Origin of the sequence: Anaerobacillus alkalilacustris (genome assembly GCF_001866005.1) — a bacterium.
Lineage (GTDB): Bacteria > Bacillota > Bacilli > Bacillales > Anaerobacillaceae > Anaerobacillus > Anaerobacillus alkalilacustris.
On sequence record NZ_MLQR01000029.1, the window covers coordinates 227,305 to 245,830 of the forward strand.

General features: G+C 35.4%; 20 protein-coding genes. 1 reads left to right on the forward strand and 19 read right to left on the reverse strand.

Annotated features, from left to right (window positions below; genetic code table 11):
- Nucleotides 1–71: 71 nt before the first annotated feature.
- The 13 genes from BKP37_RS11770 to smc all read right to left on the reverse strand — a co-directional run bounded on the left by BKP37_RS11770 (nucleotide 72) and on the right by smc (nucleotide 12,543).
- Nucleotides 72–854, reverse strand: coding sequence for a ribonuclease HII (locus BKP37_RS11770; protein ID WP_071309783.1), 783 nt, complete (start codon nucleotides 852–854; stop codon nucleotides 72–74).
- A 398-nt stretch (nucleotides 855–1,252) separates the two neighbouring features.
- On the reverse strand, nucleotides 1,253–2,116 hold the full coding sequence (ylqF, locus tag BKP37_RS11775; RefSeq protein ID WP_071309784.1) for a ribosome biogenesis GTPase YlqF: 864 nt from the start codon (nucleotides 2,114–2,116) through the stop codon (nucleotides 1,253–1,255).
- Between the two features lie 12 nt (nucleotides 2,117–2,128).
- Entirely contained in the window at nucleotides 2,129–2,680 is a 552-nt protein-coding gene (gene lepB, locus BKP37_RS11780) for a signal peptidase I (protein ID WP_071309785.1), read from the reverse strand.
- A 75-nt stretch (nucleotides 2,681–2,755) separates the two neighbouring features.
- Complete coding sequence (gene rplS / locus BKP37_RS11785) at nucleotides 2,756–3,100, reverse strand: 50S ribosomal protein L19 (protein WP_071309786.1); 345 nt, start codon at nucleotides 3,098–3,100, stop codon at nucleotides 2,756–2,758.
- Nucleotides 3,101–3,234: 134 nt separating this feature from the next.
- Complete coding sequence (gene trmD, locus BKP37_RS11790; RefSeq protein WP_071309787.1) at nucleotides 3,235–3,972, reverse strand: tRNA (guanosine(37)-N1)-methyltransferase TrmD; 738 nt, start codon at nucleotides 3,970–3,972, stop codon at nucleotides 3,235–3,237.
- Nucleotide 3,973: 1 nt separating this feature from the next.
- On the reverse strand, nucleotides 3,974–4,492 hold the full coding sequence (gene rimM, locus BKP37_RS11795) for a ribosome maturation factor RimM (RefSeq protein ID WP_071309788.1): 519 nt from the start codon (nucleotides 4,490–4,492) through the stop codon (nucleotides 3,974–3,976).
- Nucleotides 4,489–4,905 (reverse strand): YlqD family protein, encoded by a 417-nt coding sequence (locus BKP37_RS11800; protein WP_071309789.1) that lies wholly within the window; start codon nucleotides 4,903–4,905, stop codon nucleotides 4,489–4,491. The genes rimM and BKP37_RS11800 overlap by 4 nt, the downstream gene beginning before the upstream one ends.
- Before the next feature lie 463 nt (nucleotides 4,906–5,368).
- Entirely contained in the window at nucleotides 5,369–5,596 is a 228-nt protein-coding gene (locus BKP37_RS11805; RefSeq protein ID WP_071309790.1) for a KH domain-containing protein, read from the reverse strand.
- A 98-nt stretch (nucleotides 5,597–5,694) separates the two neighbouring features.
- Nucleotides 5,695–5,967 carry a 30S ribosomal protein S16 gene (gene rpsP, locus BKP37_RS11810; protein WP_071309791.1) on the reverse strand — a complete coding sequence of 91 codons (273 nt, stop codon included), beginning with the start codon at nucleotides 5,965–5,967 and terminating at the stop codon, nucleotides 5,695–5,697.
- Nucleotides 5,968–6,155: 188 nt separating this feature from the next.
- On the reverse strand, nucleotides 6,156–7,502 hold the full coding sequence (gene ffh, locus BKP37_RS11815; protein WP_071309792.1) for a signal recognition particle protein: 1,347 nt from the start codon (nucleotides 7,500–7,502) through the stop codon (nucleotides 6,156–6,158).
- Nucleotides 7,503–7,514: 12 nt separating this feature from the next.
- A complete protein-coding gene (locus BKP37_RS11820; RefSeq protein ID WP_245712516.1) occupies nucleotides 7,515–7,823 on the reverse strand; it encodes a putative DNA-binding protein in 309 nt (102 codons plus the stop codon).
- A 102-nt stretch (nucleotides 7,824–7,925) separates the two neighbouring features.
- Nucleotides 7,926–8,915 (reverse strand): signal recognition particle-docking protein FtsY, encoded by a 990-nt coding sequence (gene ftsY, locus BKP37_RS11825; protein WP_071309794.1) that lies wholly within the window; start codon nucleotides 8,913–8,915, stop codon nucleotides 7,926–7,928.
- 55 nt (nucleotides 8,916–8,970) lie between these two features.
- Nucleotides 8,971–12,543 (reverse strand): chromosome segregation protein SMC, encoded by a 3,573-nt coding sequence (smc, locus tag BKP37_RS11830; RefSeq protein WP_071309795.1) that lies wholly within the window; start codon nucleotides 12,541–12,543, stop codon nucleotides 8,971–8,973.
- Between the two features lie 774 nt (nucleotides 12,544–13,317).
- Here smc and BKP37_RS11835 point away from each other — a divergent pair.
- The gene (locus tag BKP37_RS11835; RefSeq protein ID WP_071309796.1) at nucleotides 13,318–13,545 is read left to right on the forward strand and encodes a DUF1128 domain-containing protein; all 228 of its coding nucleotides are present in this window, start codon (nucleotides 13,318–13,320) and stop codon (nucleotides 13,543–13,545) included.
- A gap of 311 nt (nucleotides 13,546–13,856) precedes the next feature.
- On the opposite strand, the gene rnc is transcribed toward BKP37_RS11835, so the two are convergent.
- From rnc to fapR, 6 genes are all read right to left on the reverse strand, one after another.
- Nucleotides 13,857–14,624, reverse strand: a complete 768-nt coding sequence (gene rnc / locus BKP37_RS11840) for a ribonuclease III (RefSeq protein WP_071309797.1) — start codon at nucleotides 14,622–14,624, stop codon at nucleotides 13,857–13,859.
- A 249-nt stretch (nucleotides 14,625–14,873) separates the two neighbouring features.
- Nucleotides 14,874–15,107 carry an acyl carrier protein gene (gene acpP / locus BKP37_RS11845; protein ID WP_071309798.1) on the reverse strand — a complete coding sequence of 78 codons (234 nt, stop codon included), beginning with the start codon at nucleotides 15,105–15,107 and terminating at the stop codon, nucleotides 14,874–14,876.
- Nucleotides 15,108–15,215: 108 nt separating this feature from the next.
- Nucleotides 15,216–15,959 carry a 3-oxoacyl-[acyl-carrier-protein] reductase gene (gene fabG, locus BKP37_RS11850; protein WP_071309799.1) on the reverse strand — a complete coding sequence of 248 codons (744 nt, stop codon included), beginning with the start codon at nucleotides 15,957–15,959 and terminating at the stop codon, nucleotides 15,216–15,218.
- Nucleotides 15,959–16,906, reverse strand: a complete 948-nt coding sequence (fabD, locus tag BKP37_RS11855) for an ACP S-malonyltransferase (protein WP_071309800.1) — start codon at nucleotides 16,904–16,906, stop codon at nucleotides 15,959–15,961. Before fabD ends, fabG begins: the two co-directional genes overlap by 1 nt.
- Before the next feature lie 46 nt (nucleotides 16,907–16,952).
- Nucleotides 16,953–17,939 carry a phosphate acyltransferase PlsX gene (gene plsX / locus BKP37_RS11860; RefSeq protein WP_071309801.1) on the reverse strand — a complete coding sequence of 329 codons (987 nt, stop codon included), beginning with the start codon at nucleotides 17,937–17,939 and terminating at the stop codon, nucleotides 16,953–16,955.
- Entirely contained in the window at nucleotides 17,923–18,516 is a 594-nt protein-coding gene (gene fapR, locus BKP37_RS11865) for a transcription factor FapR (protein WP_071309802.1), read from the reverse strand. Before fapR ends, plsX begins: the two co-directional genes overlap by 17 nt.
- Nucleotides 18,517–18,526: the final 10 nt, after the last annotated feature.

Here is an 18,526-nt window from a genome sequence, read left to right on the forward strand (position 1 = left end):
ACGTGACTAGATTTAATACTTCGTTGCAAGAATAACGAATGATGAAATTCATTTTAAAACTATTAATCAACTTAAAATAATGTATTTGATAGACAACGCTCACGAACTGGGGCAAAGGATTTACGATGCTCGTGACAAACACCATGTTGATCTATTGCTGCTAAATGTTCTTTCGTCCCATATCCCATATGGTTTTCAAATCCGTACTGTGGAAACTTTTCCGCTAATTGCTCCATATAACGATCTCTTGTAACTTTTGCAATAATTGAACTTGCTGCAATGGAGATACTTTTACTATCACCTTTAATAATAGATGTTTGTTTAATAGATACAGGAAGTTTCATGGCGTCAATCAATAAGTGGTCCGGAGCAATTTTCAACTCAGATATCGCTTTTTGCATAGCCAATTTAGTAGCTTCATAAATATTCAACTGGTCGATTTTATCAGCACTAACAATTCCAAGTCCAACAGCAAGTGCTTCTTTTTGAATCACTTGAAAATAATCCTCACGATTTTTTTTGCTGATTTTTTTCGAATCCGTAAGTCCAAGTAAAATGAAATTCTCCGGTAAAATAACAGCCGCAGCAACAACCGGTCCTGCTAACGGTCCTCTTCCAACTTCATCAATACCTGCTATGAAGGTATGACCATTATTTCTGAGCTCGATTTCATATTTAGACATCTCATTAAATTGACAAAGTAATTGCTGATTTTTTTCTTTAGTAGCTATCCATTTTGAATAGGCCTTTTGAACGCCTTTCCTTTCATCGTTAATTATAGCTTTTAATGTATCATTATCAATATTCATATTAGAACGAAGTAAATCTTCTAATTCTTTAATTGTTTTTCTCATAGTTCACACTCTTTCATTCTAAAAGTTTACTATTTTTATTATCGTCAAAAAAAGTAAAATCTTAAGTTTTTCCGTTAATAGAACCCTCAAGTCTCGTGATCACTACTGTCTATTCCTATGCCACTCCGTTTGCTCGTTAATAATCAGCTTCGCATATAAGCATTACCTTAACTGCGAGACTTTGACAGAGCCCCATTTAGTTTCCACGCCTTCTAAAAGCCTGCCTCAAGTCCGTTTCTTATGACGAGCAACACGGCGAGCAAAGCACCACGAAGATATTTAATTAGTATTTTTGGGTAGTAATTGGGTGAAATGATAGAACCCTTAGGCTTTGGTGAGCCAGTATATTGCTTTTCAAACAGGAATTCAATAGTTTCTAATCGTAGAGAAAAAGCACGCTACAACTGCGTGCTTTTCTCTGGTCTTTCCAATGAAATTTTTCCAATTTTACAAGAACGAAACTCACGAAGGATTAATTCTGCTGCTTTATCATAATCAATGTATCCACCACTAATTAGTAATCCTCTATTTTTACCTATCTCGTCAAAAATTTCAACAATGTCTTCACTTATTTCTGAGAGCTTAAAGCGTTCGGATAATTGTTTCGGATATTCTTCCTTTAAATATTTTAACAAAAATACTGCAACATCTTGAAAATCAAGGATCTCATCTTTTATAGCACCTGTTGCCGCTAGGCGATAACCGACCAATTTGTCTTCAAATTTAGGCCATAAAATTCCTGGTGTGTCTAGTAGTTCTAGCTCGCCCCCAACTTTTATCCATTGTTGTTGTTTAGTAATTCCAGGTCTATCGCCTGTTTTGGCAATTTTCTTTTTAGCTAACCTATTTATTAAGGTAGATTTACCAACGTTTGGAATCCCCAATATTAATGCTCTTATAGCTCTAGGTTTCATTCCTTTAGCTCTTAATTTTTCTAACAGATCGACTGCTAGTTCTTTGGCAAGAGAAGGTATCTTTTCTGTTCCTTTTCCCGTTTGAGAATCAATAGCTTGGACTTTGAAGCCACGAGCTTGAAAGTATTCGCTCCACTCTTTCGTAATTATCGGATCGGCTAGATCGGCCTTATTCAAAAGAATAAGTCTTGGCTTGTGACTGACAAGCTCATCAATCATTGGATTCCTTGAAGCTAAAGGTACTCTGGCATCAACTAATTCCATTACAATATCAATTTGCTTTAATTTTTCTGTAACTTCTCGACGAGCTTTTGCCATATGGCCTGGAAACCATTGTATCGTCGTCATAAAGTCCACCACCTACTTTGCTATTCTAATTTCAGAAAATGGCCAAAATACAACGTTCGCACTTCCCACAATACGTTCATATGGAATAAAACCGATATTTCGACTATCTTTACTATGTTGTCTATTATCACCCAAAACAAATATATGTCCATCCGGTACAACTTCATGGCCAGTATATTCACTTAATGAAAAGTCGCCAGTGAAAGGTAAATTATATGTATTTCCCTTATATTCATTTAAATAAGGCTCAGCCACTGGTTCACCATTAATATATAATACATCATTTTCATAAGAGATTGAATCACCTGGTAAACCAATTACCCGTTTAATATAATCTTTTTCTTCAGTAGCATGAAAAACAACAATATCAAAACGCTTTGGTTTACCTATTGTATAACCAATTTTATTTACAATTAAACGATCGTTATTTTGTAGTGTAGGCATCATAGATTGCCCGTCCACAACGATGGGAGCAAACAAAAAATAACGAATCACAAAAGCAAGTAATAATGCTATGAGAACTGCCTTCAGCCATTCCCAAGTTTCACTTTTTGCATTAGACATTTATGTATCCCCCATTACCATAAATTATTGTGAAAAAAAGGAGCTTGAAAACCAAGCTCCTTTTTTACTAATTGATTATCGAATTTCTTTAATACGAGCCGCTTTTCCACGAAGAGCACGTAAGTAGTACAATTTCGCACGGCGAACTTTACCACGACGCATCACTTCGATCTTATCGATCTTCGGCGAATGTAATGGGAATGTACGTTCAACACCTACACCGTAAGAAATCTTACGCGCAGTGAAAGTTTCACTAATACCTGAGCCACGGCGTTTAATAATAACACCTTCAAATACCTGAATACGCTCACGAGTTCCCTCAACAACTTTTACGTGTACACGTACAGTGTCTCCAGGACGGAAAGCTGGAATATCAGATTTTAATTGCTCTTTAGTAATTTCTCTAATAATGTTGTTCATCGTATCGTTCCCTCCTTCCCTAACAGATGCTCTTACTAAAAATATCCTTGCAGCGGAACATCTTGAATACTGGCACAAGCCACAAGGAATATAATAACATAACGAAACAATAGATACAAGGTTTGAAACTAATTTTATTTATCTTTTTTAATAGACTGTATCCAATCTCTTTCTTTCTCTGAGAGTTTACGTTCATTAAGAAGATCAGGCCTTCTCTCAAACGTTCTTTTTAAAGCTTGTTTGTGTCGCCACTGTTCAATATTTTCATGATGACCACTTAATAAGACATCAGGAACCTTTAAGCCACGAAAATCAACAGGCCTAGTATAATGAGGGTATTCTAATAAACCACTGCTAAATGAATCGGTTATAGCTGATGTTTCATTACCAAGAACACCTGTTAATAAACGTGTTACACTATCTATGATGACCATTGCTCCTAACTCTCCACCAGTTAGTACGTAATCACCGATAGAGATTTCATCCGTGACTAAATGTTCTCTAATTCTTTCATCGTAACCTTCATAATGCCCACATATGAAAATAAGTTGATCACATTGTGCTAATTCCTCTGCCTTTTTTTGTGAATACCTTTCACCTTGCGGACACAACAAAATAACCCTTCTTTTTTCACATCGAGATTGTTTTGTGATCTCTTCAATAGCATCAAAAACAGGTTGTGGTGTAAGAACCATACCACCACCACCACCATAAGGATAATCATCTACTCGCTGATGCTTGTCTTTAGAAAAGGTACGAAAATCGACCACATTGTAATTAACGATTTTCTTTTCTTCTGCACGTTTTAAAATTGAATGTCCGAGCACTCCTGTAAACATTTCGGGAAATAATGTTAAAATATCGTATCTCATATTAATCAAGCCCGTTCATTAAATGAATGATAACTTTTTTCTCATTTACATCTACACTTTTAACAACTTGTTCTATATAAGGAATTAATAAGTCCTTCCCTCCATTTTTCCTTTGAATAACCCATACATCATTAGCACCTGGAGACAAAATTTCTTTTATTTTGCCTAAAGCTTCTCCTTCTTCCGTCTCTACATCACACCCAATAATTTCATGGTAGTAATACTCTTCTTCTTCAAGTTGAGAAAGTTGATCTTCTCCTATTTGTAAAATACCACCTTTAAAAGCTTCTACCTCGTTAATATTGGTATAATTTTTAAAAGTCAATAAATCGAAATTTTTATGTTGGCGGTGACTAGCTACTGTTAGGCGTAGTTTTTCATTTAAGTTAGGATGTTCAAGATATAATGAAGACCCTATTGCGAATCTCTCCTCTGAGAAGTCTGTAGTAGAAATGACTCTAACCTCTCCTCTTACTCCATGTGTATTGACAACTTTTCCTACATTAAACCAATTAGTCATTCGTTTTTATGTCCTCCTTCACGGATCTCAAATACGATCCCATCTTTTACGATGATCTCCGTACCACTTGTAAATGAGTTCCAATCATCGCCTACGTTTAATTCATATAATGTATCAATAGTTTGTTCTTTTATTTCCGTTCCGATAACAAGCTCATTTAACTGTTGAATCTGAAAATCAATAATTTTAACTTTATCATTCCGGTCCTTAATTTCTTTATTAAATGAAGATTTAAGTGCATTTTGATATTCAAAATTGTTTTTACTTGCTTTAAGTTTTTTATGTAATTGAAATTCTAACTGTTTAATCTCTTTAACAACTTGTTTTTTTTGTTTAAAATAGTCCTCCATCATCAAGTGTTTCCTATTTTCTGTTAAAACTTGCTTAACAACCACTTTTTTTATAACTTTCATAACCACACCCCGCTCAATATAGTTATTACTTAATTTTACCACATGAAGAAGTAGAACAGACAATAGAATAAGAAAACTACCTTTAGATAGAGCTTTAATCTGTGTGATTTTCTAACAAAAAGTGCATGTAACCTTGCTCATCTACGAAAAAGTATTTTTGCTGTGTCTTCTATTCCTTCGTAGTAAGTTCCCACTAAGAAAGGGGTATGTAGCTAATCTAGATCTAATTCAAGTAGTAACTGAAGTTAGTAGCTTGACTGGGCAGAGAGCCCAAAAGATACATCGAATAGACACTAGACTTTTGTTCTCTAAGGAAATCTTATTAATCTAATAGGGCGCTGGAGCTAGACAGCTTTCTAGCACCAAAATTTTATACTATCTATCTTGTAAAAAACACTTTCTTAACCTTCAGGAATTTATTATTTAACAGTATAAAAAAAGGCAGAGGTTTTCCCCCTTGCCTTTACTGTATTTCTAAATTAATACGTTTTTTATGATTTGCACCAGCTGCATACACAACCGAGCGTATCGCTTTCGCAATTCGTCCTTGCTTTCCAATAACCTTCCCCATATCTGTTGGATGTACGGAAAGTTGTAAAGTCAAGGACTGCTCATGTTCAACTTCAGTAACGCGAACGTCTTCGGGATGATCAACAAGAGCTTTGGCAATTGTTTCAACTAACTCTTTCATTATTATCATTCCCCTTATAAATTAGTATTGAAAACTAGGCCCGAACTAAAGAAATAGTTAAGCCTAAGTTTTCATTACAATCTAATTTAAAGTAGTAATTACTTTACGTTTTTAGCGTTGTGTAACTTTTCCATTAAACCAGCTTTAGAGAAAAGGTTACGAACTGTGTCAGAAGGCTTAGCGCCATCAAGCATCCATTTTAAAGCTTTATCTTCGTTAACTTTAAATTCAACTGGATTAACTAGTGGATTATATGTGCCAATTTCCTCGATAAAACGACCATCACGTGGTGCACGAGAATTAGCAACTACTACACGGTAAAATGGTGCTTTATTTGAACCCATACGTTTAAGACGAATTTTTACTGCCATTTGTGTTTCACCTCCAAATTTAATTCACACAATAAGGTATATTATCATAAAATTCACTAGTTGAAAACTAGTAAAGTAAAAAAACTTTACAGAAAAGATTGGAATTTTTTCGCGTTTCTTGTCTAGCTACAGAGCCTATCAGCTCGATCACTTCAATCAAGCTTCATACTCCAATGCTTTCGCGTTTCTTACATAAAAGGAAATTTAAACTTTCCTTTTTTCTTTCCTTTTGCCGTCATATTTGACATTTGTTTCATCATTTTCTTCATTTCATCAAATTGCTTAATAAGTCGATTAACTTCTTGTATGGAAGTTCCACTTCCTTTAGCAATTCTTTTTCTGCGACTAGCATTCAAAATAGTTGGGTCTTGCTTTTCGGCTTTCGTCATAGAGCGAACAATCGCTTCAACATGGCCAATTTGCTTTTCATCAACTTGTATATTTTTCAAGCCCTTCATTTTATTAGCACCCGGCATCATACCAAGTAACTCATCAAGAGGACCCATATTACGAACTTGTGCTAACTGATCTAGAAAATCATCAAATGTAATATCAGCATTACGCATTTTTTTCTCTAGTTCACGAGCTTTTTCCTCATCTACAGTGGATTGAGCTTTCTCAATAAGAGTAAGTACGTCTCCCATTCCAAGTATACGTGATGCCATACGGTCAGGATGGAACGGTTCTAATGCATCTAATTTTTCACCCATACCAGCAAACTTAATTGGGGTGTTTGTCACTGCTTTTACTGAGAGCGCAGCACCACCACGTGTATCACCATCAAGCTTTGTTAAGACTACACCAGTTAAGTCAAGTTGCTCATTAAAGCTTTCTGCAACATTAACTGCATCTTGCCCTGTCATAGCGTCAACAACAAGTAATATTTCATCCGGATTTACCGTTTCTTTAATTTGCTGTAGTTCCCCCATGAGCGTTTCATCAATATGCAAACGACCAGCTGTATCAATTAATACATAATCAAGGTGTTCTTCTTTTGCTTTTTCTACTGCCTGCTTAGCAATTTCCACCGGGCTAACTTGATCGCCTAAAGAAAATACGGGCATACTTAATTGGTTACCCAATGTTTCTAATTGTTTAATAGCTGCCGGACGATATATATCGCCTGCTACAAGCATTGGCTTACGATTATTATTTTTCCTTAAGTAATTAGCAAGTTTACCAGTTGTAGTTGTTTTACCGGCCCCTTGTAGACCTACCATCATCACAACAGTTGGTGGCTTTTTAGCAACCGCTATTTTACTCTGCTCTCCACCCATTAGCTTTGTAAGCTCTTCGTTTACAATCTTAATTACTTGTTGTCCTGGTGTTAAACTTTTTAATACATCTTGCCCTACTGCTCTTTCTTTCACATTAGAAATGAAATCTTTTACAACTTTAAAGTTAACGTCCGCTTCAAGTAAAGCAAGTCGTACTTCACGCATCATAGCTTTTACATCCGCTTCAGAAACAACACCTTTACCTTTAATTTTACTCAAGGTACTTTGTAAGCGTTCAGCTAAACCTTCAAATGCCATGTTTGTCGCCTCCTAGTCTAACCTCTCAAGAGAATCGACGATAATTAATATAGATTGATTCGTTGCGCCTTTCTCTATCGCCGTTTTTAGTTTTTTCATAAGTATTGAGCGCTCTTCAAATTTAGAAAAGAGCCTGAGCTTTTCCTCATATTCTTCAAGCATACTTTCAGTTCTTTTAATATTATCATAAACGGCTTGACGACTAACTTCAAATTCTTCAGCAATTTCACCTAACGACCAATCATCGAGAAAATATAATTCCATGTACTGGCGTTGCTTCGTAGTTAGTAGGCTTTGATAAAAATCATAAAGATAATTCATTCTTAGCGTTTTTTCTAACACGAAAAGACCTCCTTGTTAAGTGAAATCCCTTTACAAGTACTTATCATACACGATCACAAAATTAGTGTCAAGTTTTTTTCTTTACTCTACTTCTGTTTTTTCTAGCATCTCAGAAAATAATCCATAAACAAATTGTTGCGCATCAAATTCTTGAAGATCATCGACCTTTTCCCCAAAACCAACAAATTTTACAGGTATATCTAATTCATGGCGAATCGCTAATACAATTCCGCCTTTAGCAGTACCGTCTAACTTTGTAAGCACAATCCCTGACACATCAGTTGCTTTTCCAAAGGTTTTTGCTTGTGACATCGCATTTTGCCCTGTTGTTGCATCTAACACTAATAGAACTTCATGTGGGGCACCAGGTATTTCTCTTTCGAGAACACGTTTTACTTTTTCTAACTCGTTCATTAAATTAACTTTGTTTTGAAGGCGCCCAGCAGTATCACAAAGTAAGACATCTACTCCACGAGATTTAGCCGCTTGAACAGCATCAAACATAACTGCAGCTGGATCTGAGCCAGACTGTTGTTTAATTACATCAACCCCTACTCGTTCTCCCCATACTTCTAATTGCTCAATAGCCCCTGCCCGGAAAGTATCTCCTGCTGCTAAAAGGACCGATTTACCTTCTTTCTTTAGTTTATTTGCTAACTTTCCAATCGTAGTAGTCTTACCTACACCATTTACTCCTACAAATAAAATAATAGTCATCGATGACTCTTGGATATTTAACTTTGTATCTTCCTCATTTTTTTCAAGAAGCTCAGCTAGTTTTTCAGAAATAACAGGTTGTAGCTCTTCTGAATTTTTTATGTTACGTGTTCTTGCAACATCCTTTAACTCATCTATCAACTCCATCACGGTAGTTACACCAACGTCAGCACTGATTAATAGTTCTTCAAGTTCTTCGAAAAATTCCTCATCAACACTTCGATAATTTTTAACGAGATCATTCATTTTTCCGACAAAAGAGTCGCGTGTCTTTGATAATCCTTCTTTAAATTTCTCAGTTACTGTATCTGTTTGTTGTGTAATCTTTTCTTTAAGCTTCTTAAAAAAACTCATTTTCTTTCCCTCCATATTTAATTCTATTTAGTGATTATTTTGATAGAAACTAACTCTATACAGTAGCAGTCAATAATTCGGGCGTTTCTTCGAGACGAACGGATACTAACTTGGATACACCAGATTCTTGCATAGTTACACCATAAAGAACATCAGCTTCCTCCATCGTTCCTTTTCTATGAGTTACAACGATAAACTGAGTTTGTTTACTAAATTCTTTTAAATAATTAGCAAAACGGGTTACATTAGCTTCATCTAGAGCTGCTTCTACTTCGTCAAGTACGCAAAATGGAACTGGTCGAATTCTTAATATAGCAAAAAGAAGGGCAATTGCAGTTAATGCTCGTTCTCCACCAGATAATAACGCTAAATGTTGTAGTTTCTTACCAGGTGGTTGGGCAACAATTTCAACTCCAGTAGTTAAAATGTTATCTGGATCACTAAGTAGCAGGTCCGCTTTTCCACCACCAAACAGTTCTTGAAAGACCATTTGGAACTGTGCTTTTATTTGCATAAAAACTGTTTTAAAACGTGTTGACATTTCTGCATCCATTTCATTTATAACACGAAAAAGTGTTTCTTTTGCTTCATACAAATCATTTTTTTGTTCTGTTAAAAATGTAAATCTTTGTGACACACGACTATATTCATCTATTGCTCCTAAATTTACAGTTCCTAACTCCTCGATTGCTAACTTAATAAGTTTTACCTTTGACTTAGCTGAATTAGCATCGATCGGTAGTGGATAATTAACTTTTGCAGCTTCAAAACTTATTTCATAATCAGACGATAGCTTTTCAAGACGATTTTCTAACTCAACATCTAAACGATTTACCTTCACTTCCTCTGTATGAAGATAATCAGATAACTGTTTTTGTTTGCGCTTATTTTCTTTTATCTCTTTTTCTAAATCATCATGCGCTGTTTGAAAGTCTAATCTATCTTGCCTACGATTTTGAATTAAATTTAAGGTAAGGTCTTTTTCCTGTCGTTTTTTCTTAATTAATTCATCTAAGGAATTTTCTCCAGTTGTACTATTACTCATTTCACGCTCAAGCAGCCAGTATTCTTCTTCTGTTTCACTCAATTCTAATTCAATACCGTCTTTTTCCTGCTTAGTGGTTTGTACGCGATGTTTTTTATTTCGGTATTGTTCTTCTTCTTTTGCCACCTGTACCTTTAATTCAGTAATAAATTCAGATAATGAAGCCTTAGATGTTTGTTGTGCTTTCTTCTTTTCTGTTAACAGTTGAACTTGTTCATCTAGATGTTCTTTTAATTTTTTAGTGCTATCTAGTTTTTCATTTAATTTAAGTAGGCTTGTTTCAATTTCAGATAATTCTAATTCAAATGATTGTTTTTCTTTATCATATATAAAAAGACGTTCATTTAAATTTTTGCATTCAATTTCAAGTTCACGTAGGTTCCCTTTTAGTTGTTGCTCTTCTGTTCTCAACAGTTCACCACGTTGCCGAAGTTCCTCCACAAACACTTCTGTTTCTTGACGTTGTTTTTTTAGAGATTTCAAATTTGTTTCCATGATTTTTGTTTGTTCTTCCATTTTAACTAGTTTTGCCACTAACTCCTCTAGTTCACGCTGCCGCCCTAATATTGGACTTCCTTTTTGTTTAACACTTCCTCCACTCATCGAACCCCCTGGATTAACAACATCCCCTTCTAGGGTAACAATTCTATTTTTATATTGAAGTAGCTTTGCTAATGCATTTGCCCCCTGTAGATCTTTTGCTACAATTACATGACCTAATAAGTTTGAAATAATTGCTTGATATTTTTTATCATAGTCAATTAATTCGGATGCCACACCTATATAAGAAGGTTGCGATTGTATCTTTTGTTTTTCAAACTGAGAAAGATCTCTGGGCTTAATGACCGAAAGCGGTAAAAAGGTCGCTCTACCAAAACGTCTAGCCTTTAAAAATTGAATTGCACTACGAGCATTCTCTTCTGTATTAACGACTATATGTTGCATAGCGCCACCTAAAGCTGTCTCTACAGCTTGCTCTACATGTTCAGGAACAACAATAATTTCAGCAACTGCTCCTTCGATTCCTGATAAAATATTTCCCCTTGCTTTTAATACTTCTTTTACCCCTTGAAAAAAACCAGAAAAATCAGCCTGCATCTCCTCTAAAACCTCTTTACGAGAACTTATCTGTTGTAAATGATTTAATGCTTGATAATACTGGGTTTCCTTCTTTTGATATTCACTATTTATTGTTTCAAGGTCTCGATTACTTTTTCGAAATTTGTGAATATGATTTTCTAAGCATTGCTCCTTATTTTGAAGTTCTTCCTTTAAAAGCATCTCCTTTTTTAACAAAGTTTCTCTTTGCTCTAATAAAGAGAGATTATTTTGATCCAAATGCTCACTTTTGTGTTTACGTTGTCTTAACTGTTCTTCAAGGTATCTAACTTCATTACGAATCGATGCTTGTTCATTTAAGACTTCAATATAATCTGCTTTCATTCGTTCTAATTCGGTTTCAATATCTTCCTCTAAAGAAGAGAGAAGTTTTTGCTCTTGATCTAAACGTTTTTTATTATTGAATAGCTTTTCTTTAAAGTTTTGTAGTTCTTTAGTTTCAACTGTTAGACTGTCTTCGATCTGCTCTTTCTTTTCTTTTAATACTTCTAGCTTTTTCAGGAAACTTTCTTTTGTTTGATGATAGTTTTTCTTTCTTTCTTTCAAAACTTCTTTTTGACCTTCATTTTTCTCTAATTGTTCACTTGTTGAAAGAAGAATATCTTGAAGTTCATTAATAGATTCATCAAGAGCATGCATTTTTTCACGATATTGATCAATATTCACTTCTTCAACTTTTATTTGCGAAGAAATTTCAAGCTGATCTCGTTTCAATTCCTCAACTTTTCGAGTCTGTTCATTCCAACTTTTATGAAGCTCTTCAATTTCATAAACTAATAGACCAACTTCTACTTTTGTAAGTTCCTCTTTCTTTTCCAAATAATCTTTCGCAATCGATGCCTGTATTTTTAAGGGTTCAACTTGTCCCTCAAGTTCATGGAGAATGTCCTCAATTCGATATAAGTTTTCTTGTGTTTCAGTTAGTTTTCTTTCAGCCTGTATTTTTCTCGTTTTATATTTTAATACTCCTGCCGCTTCCTCAAAAATAACTCTACGCTCTTCAGACTTACTACTTAATATTTCTTCGATTTTCCCCTGCCCAATTATTGAATATGCTTCTCTACCTAAACCTGAATCCATAAAAAGTTCATGAATATCTTTTAGTCGACAACTTTGCTTATTTATAAAGTATTCACTATCACCTGAACGATAAACACGACGGGTAACACTTACTTCACTATAGTCAATGGCCAAGTGCTGATCTTCATTATTTAATGTTAGTGTTAACTCAGCAAAGTTGAGTGGCTTTCTAGAATCACTTCCAGCAAAAATGACATCTTCCATTTTCGCTCCACGAAGAGACTTTGCTGATTGCTCTCCTAATACCCATCTAATACCATCAGATATATTACTTTTACCACTTCCATTAGGACCTACAACTGCAGTAACTCCTGGAACAAAATCTATTGATGTTCGCTCAGCAAAGGATTTAAACCCTACTACATCTAATCTCTTGAGGAACATTTCTTTTCACCTCATTATTTTTAACAATAAATATTATTAAGCAATTTCTTGCATCTTTAACTTAACTATTTTACCATACTTTTTTTAAACTAGTTATGATGATTATTGTTTCAAAAGCAAAATTTTAAAAAGCGTCTTACTGTTATACATAGACTATATAATCACAAAAAAATGCAATCGGAACTTCATTAAACGAAAAGCTCTATTCTAAACAAAAGAGTAGGACAAGAAAAGCGTAAGGCACCTTGGTCACGAGCGAAAGGCACTGGAAGGCCTTTAACAGAAGCCGTTCCTTGGCTTCCTACGTGCTTCTGCGTCTTCTAGTATTGTTTCGTAGTAAGCTTCCTCGAAGCAGTGTTTTGTGCGACGAGTAATCGCAGGAGCAATTGTTTTTCGTGCGACGAGTAATCGCAGGAGCAAAGTAGCATGGAGCATCTTCAAGAGTAATCCAGGAAGGAATTGAAGTCAGTTGCTTGACTGAAGTGACCGAACTCGTAGGCTGCTTGCGCTAGACAGTTTTTAAGTTAGAAATTGATAAATTCTGATTATATAAAATAAACTTCTTCTACCTAAAAGATGGAGGAAAATTAGATCGCCTCTATCAAAAGGCTCGACTTTCTGATTCGGCAAATGACGAGAGTCTATTATTTTTTCATTTTTTAAAACTATGTGAAGCTTCATACGTGTGAAAAGCCACGATATAATGGTACAATAAAATATAGTTAATTTCCTATAAAAGTATGTGTGGGCAAACAATTTGAAGGGGTGGAAGAAATGAATTTAAAAGAAAATTCGCGTGATAATATTGAATTTATGATTTCGAATATTAAAGAAAAAATGCAAGTTGTAAATGGCGGTGCACTGAGACCTGAAAGTTTTGATACTGATCATTATGAGGATTTAGTCGATATTTACGAAATGATAATGAGTAAAAAATCGTTTAGCGTAAGTGAAATCGATGCAATTGTATCTGAACTAGGAAAACTTCGTAAAAAAGGTTAAACAATAAGAAAAGCGAAAGGCGCCCGCCTATCGGAGACAAACACTGGAAGGTCGGCAAGTAGCTGTCTGCTCTTTGACCGCAATCTATGTGCTTCTGCGTCTGACAGCAATGCTTCGAAGTAGGCTTCCTCGAAGCATTGCTGCATGAAGCTATTCAGAGACGTTATTCAAGTACTTATTGAAGTCAGTTGCTTGACTGAAGTGACAGAGTTAAGCTGCTTGCGCTAGACAGTTTCCAAGTTAGAATTTTATAAATTCTGATTATATAAAAGAAAGACTTTCTTCACTTTAAATAGAAGAAAGCCTTTCTTTTATTTGTCCATTAGTTTTTCTAGTGCCTTTTGAGCAGCTTGTTGCTCAGCTTCTTTTTTCGATCTACCAACACCTACTCCTAACTTGGTCTCGTTTAAGATTACTTCTGAAACGAATTCGCGCGCATGAGCAGGCCCTCGTTCTTGAACAATTTGATATTGAATTGCCCCAAGTCCATCTCTTTGAATAAATTCTTGCAACTGGCTTTTAAAATCCATCATATGAGAAAAAGCACCCTCATCAATTTTAGGATAAATTGTTACGGATAAAAAGTGGTACACGGCTTCTAACCCTTGGTCTAAATAAAGAGCTCCAACAAACGACTCAAACACATCAGCAAGCAATGCTGGTCGTTCTCTACCACCCGTCATTTCTTCCCCTTTACCAAGAAGAACGATTTCACCAAAGTTTAAATATGTTGCAAACTTTGCTAGTGATGGTTCACAAACAATTGCTGCTCTTAATTTTGTCATTTCACCTTCACTCATTGTTTCGAACTTTTTAAATAAGTACTGAGAAACCGCTAACTCTAAAACCGCATCTCCTAAAAATTCTAACCGTTCATTATCATCAAACGGGCGAATGCGATGCTCATTCACATAGGATGAATGTGTAAATGCTTGAATAATAAGTTTTTCGTTGTCAAATTGAATTTCTAAACTCTCAAGCAGCTTTTCAAATTTCAATTTTTGGGCAGGTGTTAATTGAATTCTTTTTTCTGTACGTTTCGACGTGCGTCTACGGATTTTCCTTGAAGATTGTTGCATAGTAACCTCCAAAACCTTTCAATACGTAAAATATGAAAGACTTCATTACAGATAATTGTAAAATACGCTAACTATAGTTGGCGATTCTCATCGTCCACTTTGGTAGTCTCTCTTTTAAAATCACTTTATAACGGAAGCCTTTGTTTGTTTATCGCTGAATAATTAAGGAGGATGATTAACACTAAGATGCTGAACTTTTTATAAAAAAGAAATATCGGTACGTCTTAGGTTAATTCATCCTCAACTAACCTACTGGTGGCTGTTTATGTAGTCAACAACATCTTTAACAGTAGCAATTTTTTCTGCATCTTCATCAGAAATTTCTAAATCAAACTCATCTTCAAGTTCCATCACTAGTTCTACTACATCTAGTGAATCTGCCCCTAGATCTTCTTTGAATGTAGCTTCAGGCTTTACTTCAGCTTCGTCAACACCAAGACGATCTACGATGATTTTCGTAATACGTGGAAATACGTCTGCCATGAGTTCACCTCCTCTCAAGGAATAAAAATTTATTTATGACTATAACAGTACATTATAATGGCTTTAAACCTATGTACACATTATAGGATAAAACAATGTAAGAAACAATTAATTCATGACCATTCCACCGTCAACGTGTAATGTTTGACCAGTCATATAATTAGCCTCATCACTGACTAGAAAACGAACAGCTGAAGCAATATCTTCTGCGCTTCCTAATTTTGCAAGAGGAATTTGTTTTAATAACTCTTGTTTAATCTCTGTAGATAATTCTTCTGTCATATCTGTTTCAATAAAACCAGGTGCAACTGCATTAACCGTAATGTTTCGATTAGCTAATTCCCTTGCCAATGTTTTTGTTAAACCAATAACTCCAGCTTTAGCCGCAACATAGTTTGCTTGTCCTGCATTTCCTAGTACACCTACAACAGAGGAAATATTTACTATTTTCCCAAAACGTTGCTTCATCATTTGACGTGTGACGGCCTTTGAACAATTAAAGACACCTTTTAAGTTAGTATTTATAACTGCATCCCAATCGTCTTCCTTCATCCTCATGATGAGTCCATCTCGAGTAATTCCAGCATTATTAACTAGAATTTCCAACGAGCCAAATGCATCGATTGTTTCTTTTACCATCATATTCACTTCATCAGCATTAGCAACATCTGCTTTGATAGCAATCGCATCCGAGCCAAGAGCTTTTATTTCTGCTACAACTTCTTCTGCTTTTTGTTGGTTACCTGCAAAGTTTACTGCAACTTTTGCTCCTTGTCTAGCTAATTCTAATGCAATGGCCTTACCAATTCCTCTTGAAGCTCCGGTTACAAGAGCAACTTTCCCTTTAAGCATTATGCATTACCACCTTTTATAGTTTCAACAGTCTTTTCCAAAGATTCACGATCATTTACAGAAAACACCCGTACTTTACGGTTTATTTTTTTCACAAGTCCTGATAAAACATTCCCAGGACCTATTTCAATAAATGTATCTACATCTTGATTTAGTAAATAATTTACTGTATCTTCCCAAAGAACGGGAGAATAAACTTGTTGTACCAATTTTTGCTTTATTTCTTCACCTGAACGTACTTCGCTTGCAGTAACATTTGCAATAACAGGGACAAGTGCATCGTTAATATTAATATTATTTAATACTTCAGCAAGCTTATCTGCCGCTGGTTTCATTAACGAAGAATGAAATGGTCCACTTACTGAAAGAGATATAACTCTTCTTGCCCCTTTTTCTTTAGCAATAATAGAAGCTTCATCCACAGCTTCTTTTGAACCAGAAATAACAATTTGACCTGGACAATTTAGGTTAGCGAGTTCAACCGGTTGACCCTTTAACGTTACTTCGTCTGTAATTTCCTTTAACAGACTACGCTCCATTCCTAAAATAGCCGCCATTGCTCCTTTACCTTCTGGAACTGCTTCTTCCATAAAAGATCCTCTCATTCGTACCGCATAAACAGCATCTTCAAATGACAAAGCCTGAGCACAAACAAGTGCACTGTATTCACCTAAACTATGCCCAGCAACATAATCTGGTTGAATATCAGCGGTACGAAATGCCTCAAGCATAGCTATACTTGTTGTCAATAAAGCAGGTTGCGTGTTGGTAGTTAATGTTAATTCAGCCTCAGGACCTTCAAAAATAAGTTTTGTTAATTCTGTCTCAAGGCGTGTGTCTGCTCTTTTAAAAATTGCTGAAACAGCTTCATTTTCATCTGCAAGAGCTTTTCCCATTCCAACAGATTGAGACCCTTGACCAGGAAATAAAAATGCTATCTTACCCATTGTACAACTCCCTTTTAATCGTTTTTTTAACTAAAAATAATACTTACTATTCACCTTTTACAATTTCACCTTTTATGGTTTCTACAACCTTTTCTTCGACAATCATTCGAGCTTGCCTTACAGAATTCAATATTGCATTTTCATTAGAAGATCCATGCGCTTTAATAATTGGGGCTTGTAAGCCAAATAAACAAGCACCACCATATTCAGTATAATCCATTTGCTCTTTAATTCTTTTAAACCTCGGTTTTAATGCTCCAGCCGCTATTTTACTAAAAACCGTACTCGTAAGCTCTTTCTTCATTAATGAGAATAAAGAAAGAGCTGTGCCTTCTACTGATTTTAGAACAATATTACCTGAAAAACCGTCACATACTACAACATCAGCAATTCCATTCAATAAATCTCTAGCTTCAATATTTCCAACAAAATTCAAGTTCGCATTCTTTAACAATTCAAACGTCTGCTTTGTTAATTCAGTACCTTTATCGTCCTCAGTTCCGACATTTAGCAATCCAACTCTTGGGCGATCAATATTGCGAACCTTTTTCATGTAAATAGAACCCATGATGCCGTAGTGAAGTAAATGTTCAGGTTTTGCATCCATATTGGCACCTGCATCGATTAGTAAAAAACCATTACCATTAAGAGTCGGTAGCATTGGCGCTAGTGCAGGACGTTCAATTCCTTTTATTCTACCACTAATTAAAATTCCACCAGTCATTAGCGCCCCAGTATTTCCTGCTGAAATACAGGCATCAGCACGACCTTCTTTTACTTCTTTAATAGCAAGAACCATAGAGGCATTCTTTTTTCTACGTATAGCTGCCACCGGGGCATCTGTTGATTCAATCTTTTCATTAGTATGTATAATTGTAACTCTTGTTTCATCTGTAAGATTTTGTTTAATTGCCACCTCATCGCCTACTAGGACAATGTGTAGTTCTTTATAGGATTTTATAGCTGCCATTGCACCTTTTACGACTTCTTTAGGGGCATGGTCACCACCCATGGCATCAATTACGATCCTCATGTTCACCCTTCTCTCCTTCCAATAGCAAGTCTCTTCGGTACATGTGGAATTCTCCGGAGAAAACTAACTCTTGTTCAACAAAACTATTTACTTCAACTTTCGTACGCTCTTTTTCATTGTTGATAACTTTCGCCTTTGCAATTACACGTTCCCCTTGCTTTACTCTTCTAGTAAAACGAACATTTGCTTTTGATGTTAACGCTAATTCATCATCAATAATTGCAACTGCCAAAGAGTTTGCTTGAGCAAAAAGGTGATGTCCTCGAGCAATCTTTGTTCTTGTAAAAACATGCTCTGGTCCGATATCTAAAATGGATATTGCTCTCTGATCTAACTGTAAATCGATAATTTCACCGATAACTTCTTCTAATGATAAAGCTTTTACGGTATCAAACTGTTTTTCAGCTACATGTTTAATACGTTCTCTTAATTCAGGTATTGAAAGTTCTAATCGATCTAAACGGATCGTTTGAACACTCACATGAAAAAATTCTGCAAGTGACTCATCAGTAATAAAAGGATTTTCATTTATTTTTTGTTTTAATAGCTGTTGCCGTTCTTTTTTCGATCGTTTCATCTTTCCACAC

Bases quoted from the DNA above. Each gene is read 5' to 3' on its own strand.
- BKP37_RS11800 (WP_071309789.1), bottom strand. From the start codon at position 4,905: ATGAAAGTTATAAAAAAAGTGGTTGTTAAGCAAGTTTTAACAGAAAAT.
- trmD (WP_071309787.1), bottom strand. From the start codon at position 3,972: ATGAGATACGATATTTTAACATTATTTCCCGAAATGTTTACAGGAGTG.
- ylqF (WP_071309784.1), bottom strand. From the start codon at position 2,116: ATGACGACGATACAATGGTTTCCAGGCCATATGGCAAAAGCTCGTCGA.
- plsX (WP_071309801.1), bottom strand. From the start codon at position 17,939: ATGAGGATCGTAATTGATGCCATGGGTGGTGACCATGCCCCTAAAGAA.
- fapR (WP_071309802.1), bottom strand. From the start codon at position 18,516: ATGAAACGATCGAAAAAAGAACGGCAACAGCTATTAAAACAAAAAATA.
- fabG (WP_071309799.1), bottom strand. From the start codon at position 15,959: ATGCTTAAAGGGAAAGTTGCTCTTGTAACCGGAGCTTCAAGAGGAATT.
- acpP (WP_071309798.1), bottom strand. From the start codon at position 15,107: ATGGCAGACGTATTTCCACGTATTACGAAAATCATCGTAGATCGTCTT.
- fabD (WP_071309800.1), bottom strand. From the start codon at position 16,906: ATGGGTAAGATAGCATTTTTATTTCCTGGTCAAGGGTCTCAATCTGTT.
- smc (WP_071309795.1), bottom strand. From the start codon at position 12,543: ATGTTCCTCAAGAGATTAGATGTAGTAGGGTTTAAATCCTTTGCTGAG.
- ftsY (WP_071309794.1), bottom strand. From the start codon at position 8,915: ATGAGTTTTTTTAAGAAGCTTAAAGAAAAGATTACACAACAAACAGAT.
- rplS (WP_071309786.1), bottom strand. From the start codon at position 3,100: ATGAACAACATTATTAGAGAAATTACTAAAGAGCAATTAAAATCTGAT.
- BKP37_RS11820 (WP_245712516.1), bottom strand. From the start codon at position 7,823: ATGAATTATCTTTATGATTTTTATCAAAGCCTACTAACTACGAAGCAA.
- rnc (WP_071309797.1), bottom strand. From the start codon at position 14,624: ATGCAACAATCTTCAAGGAAAATCCGTAGACGCACGTCGAAACGTACA.
- rpsP (WP_071309791.1), bottom strand. From the start codon at position 5,967: ATGGCAGTAAAAATTCGTCTTAAACGTATGGGTTCAAATAAAGCACCA.
- rimM (WP_071309788.1), bottom strand. From the start codon at position 4,492: ATGACTAATTGGTTTAATGTAGGAAAAGTTGTCAATACACATGGAGTA.
- lepB (WP_071309785.1), bottom strand. From the start codon at position 2,680: ATGTCTAATGCAAAAAGTGAAACTTGGGAATGGCTGAAGGCAGTTCTC.
- ffh (WP_071309792.1), bottom strand. From the start codon at position 7,502: ATGGCATTTGAAGGTTTAGCTGAACGCTTACAAAGTACCTTGAGTAAA.
- BKP37_RS11770 (WP_071309783.1), bottom strand. From the start codon at position 854: ATGAGAAAAACAATTAAAGAATTAGAAGATTTACTTCGTTCTAATATG.
- BKP37_RS11835 (WP_071309796.1), top strand. From the start codon at position 13,318: ATGAATTTAAAAGAAAATTCGCGTGATAATATTGAATTTATGATTTCG.
- BKP37_RS11805 (WP_071309790.1), bottom strand. From the start codon at position 5,596: ATGAAAGAGTTAGTTGAAACAATTGCCAAAGCTCTTGTTGATCATCCC.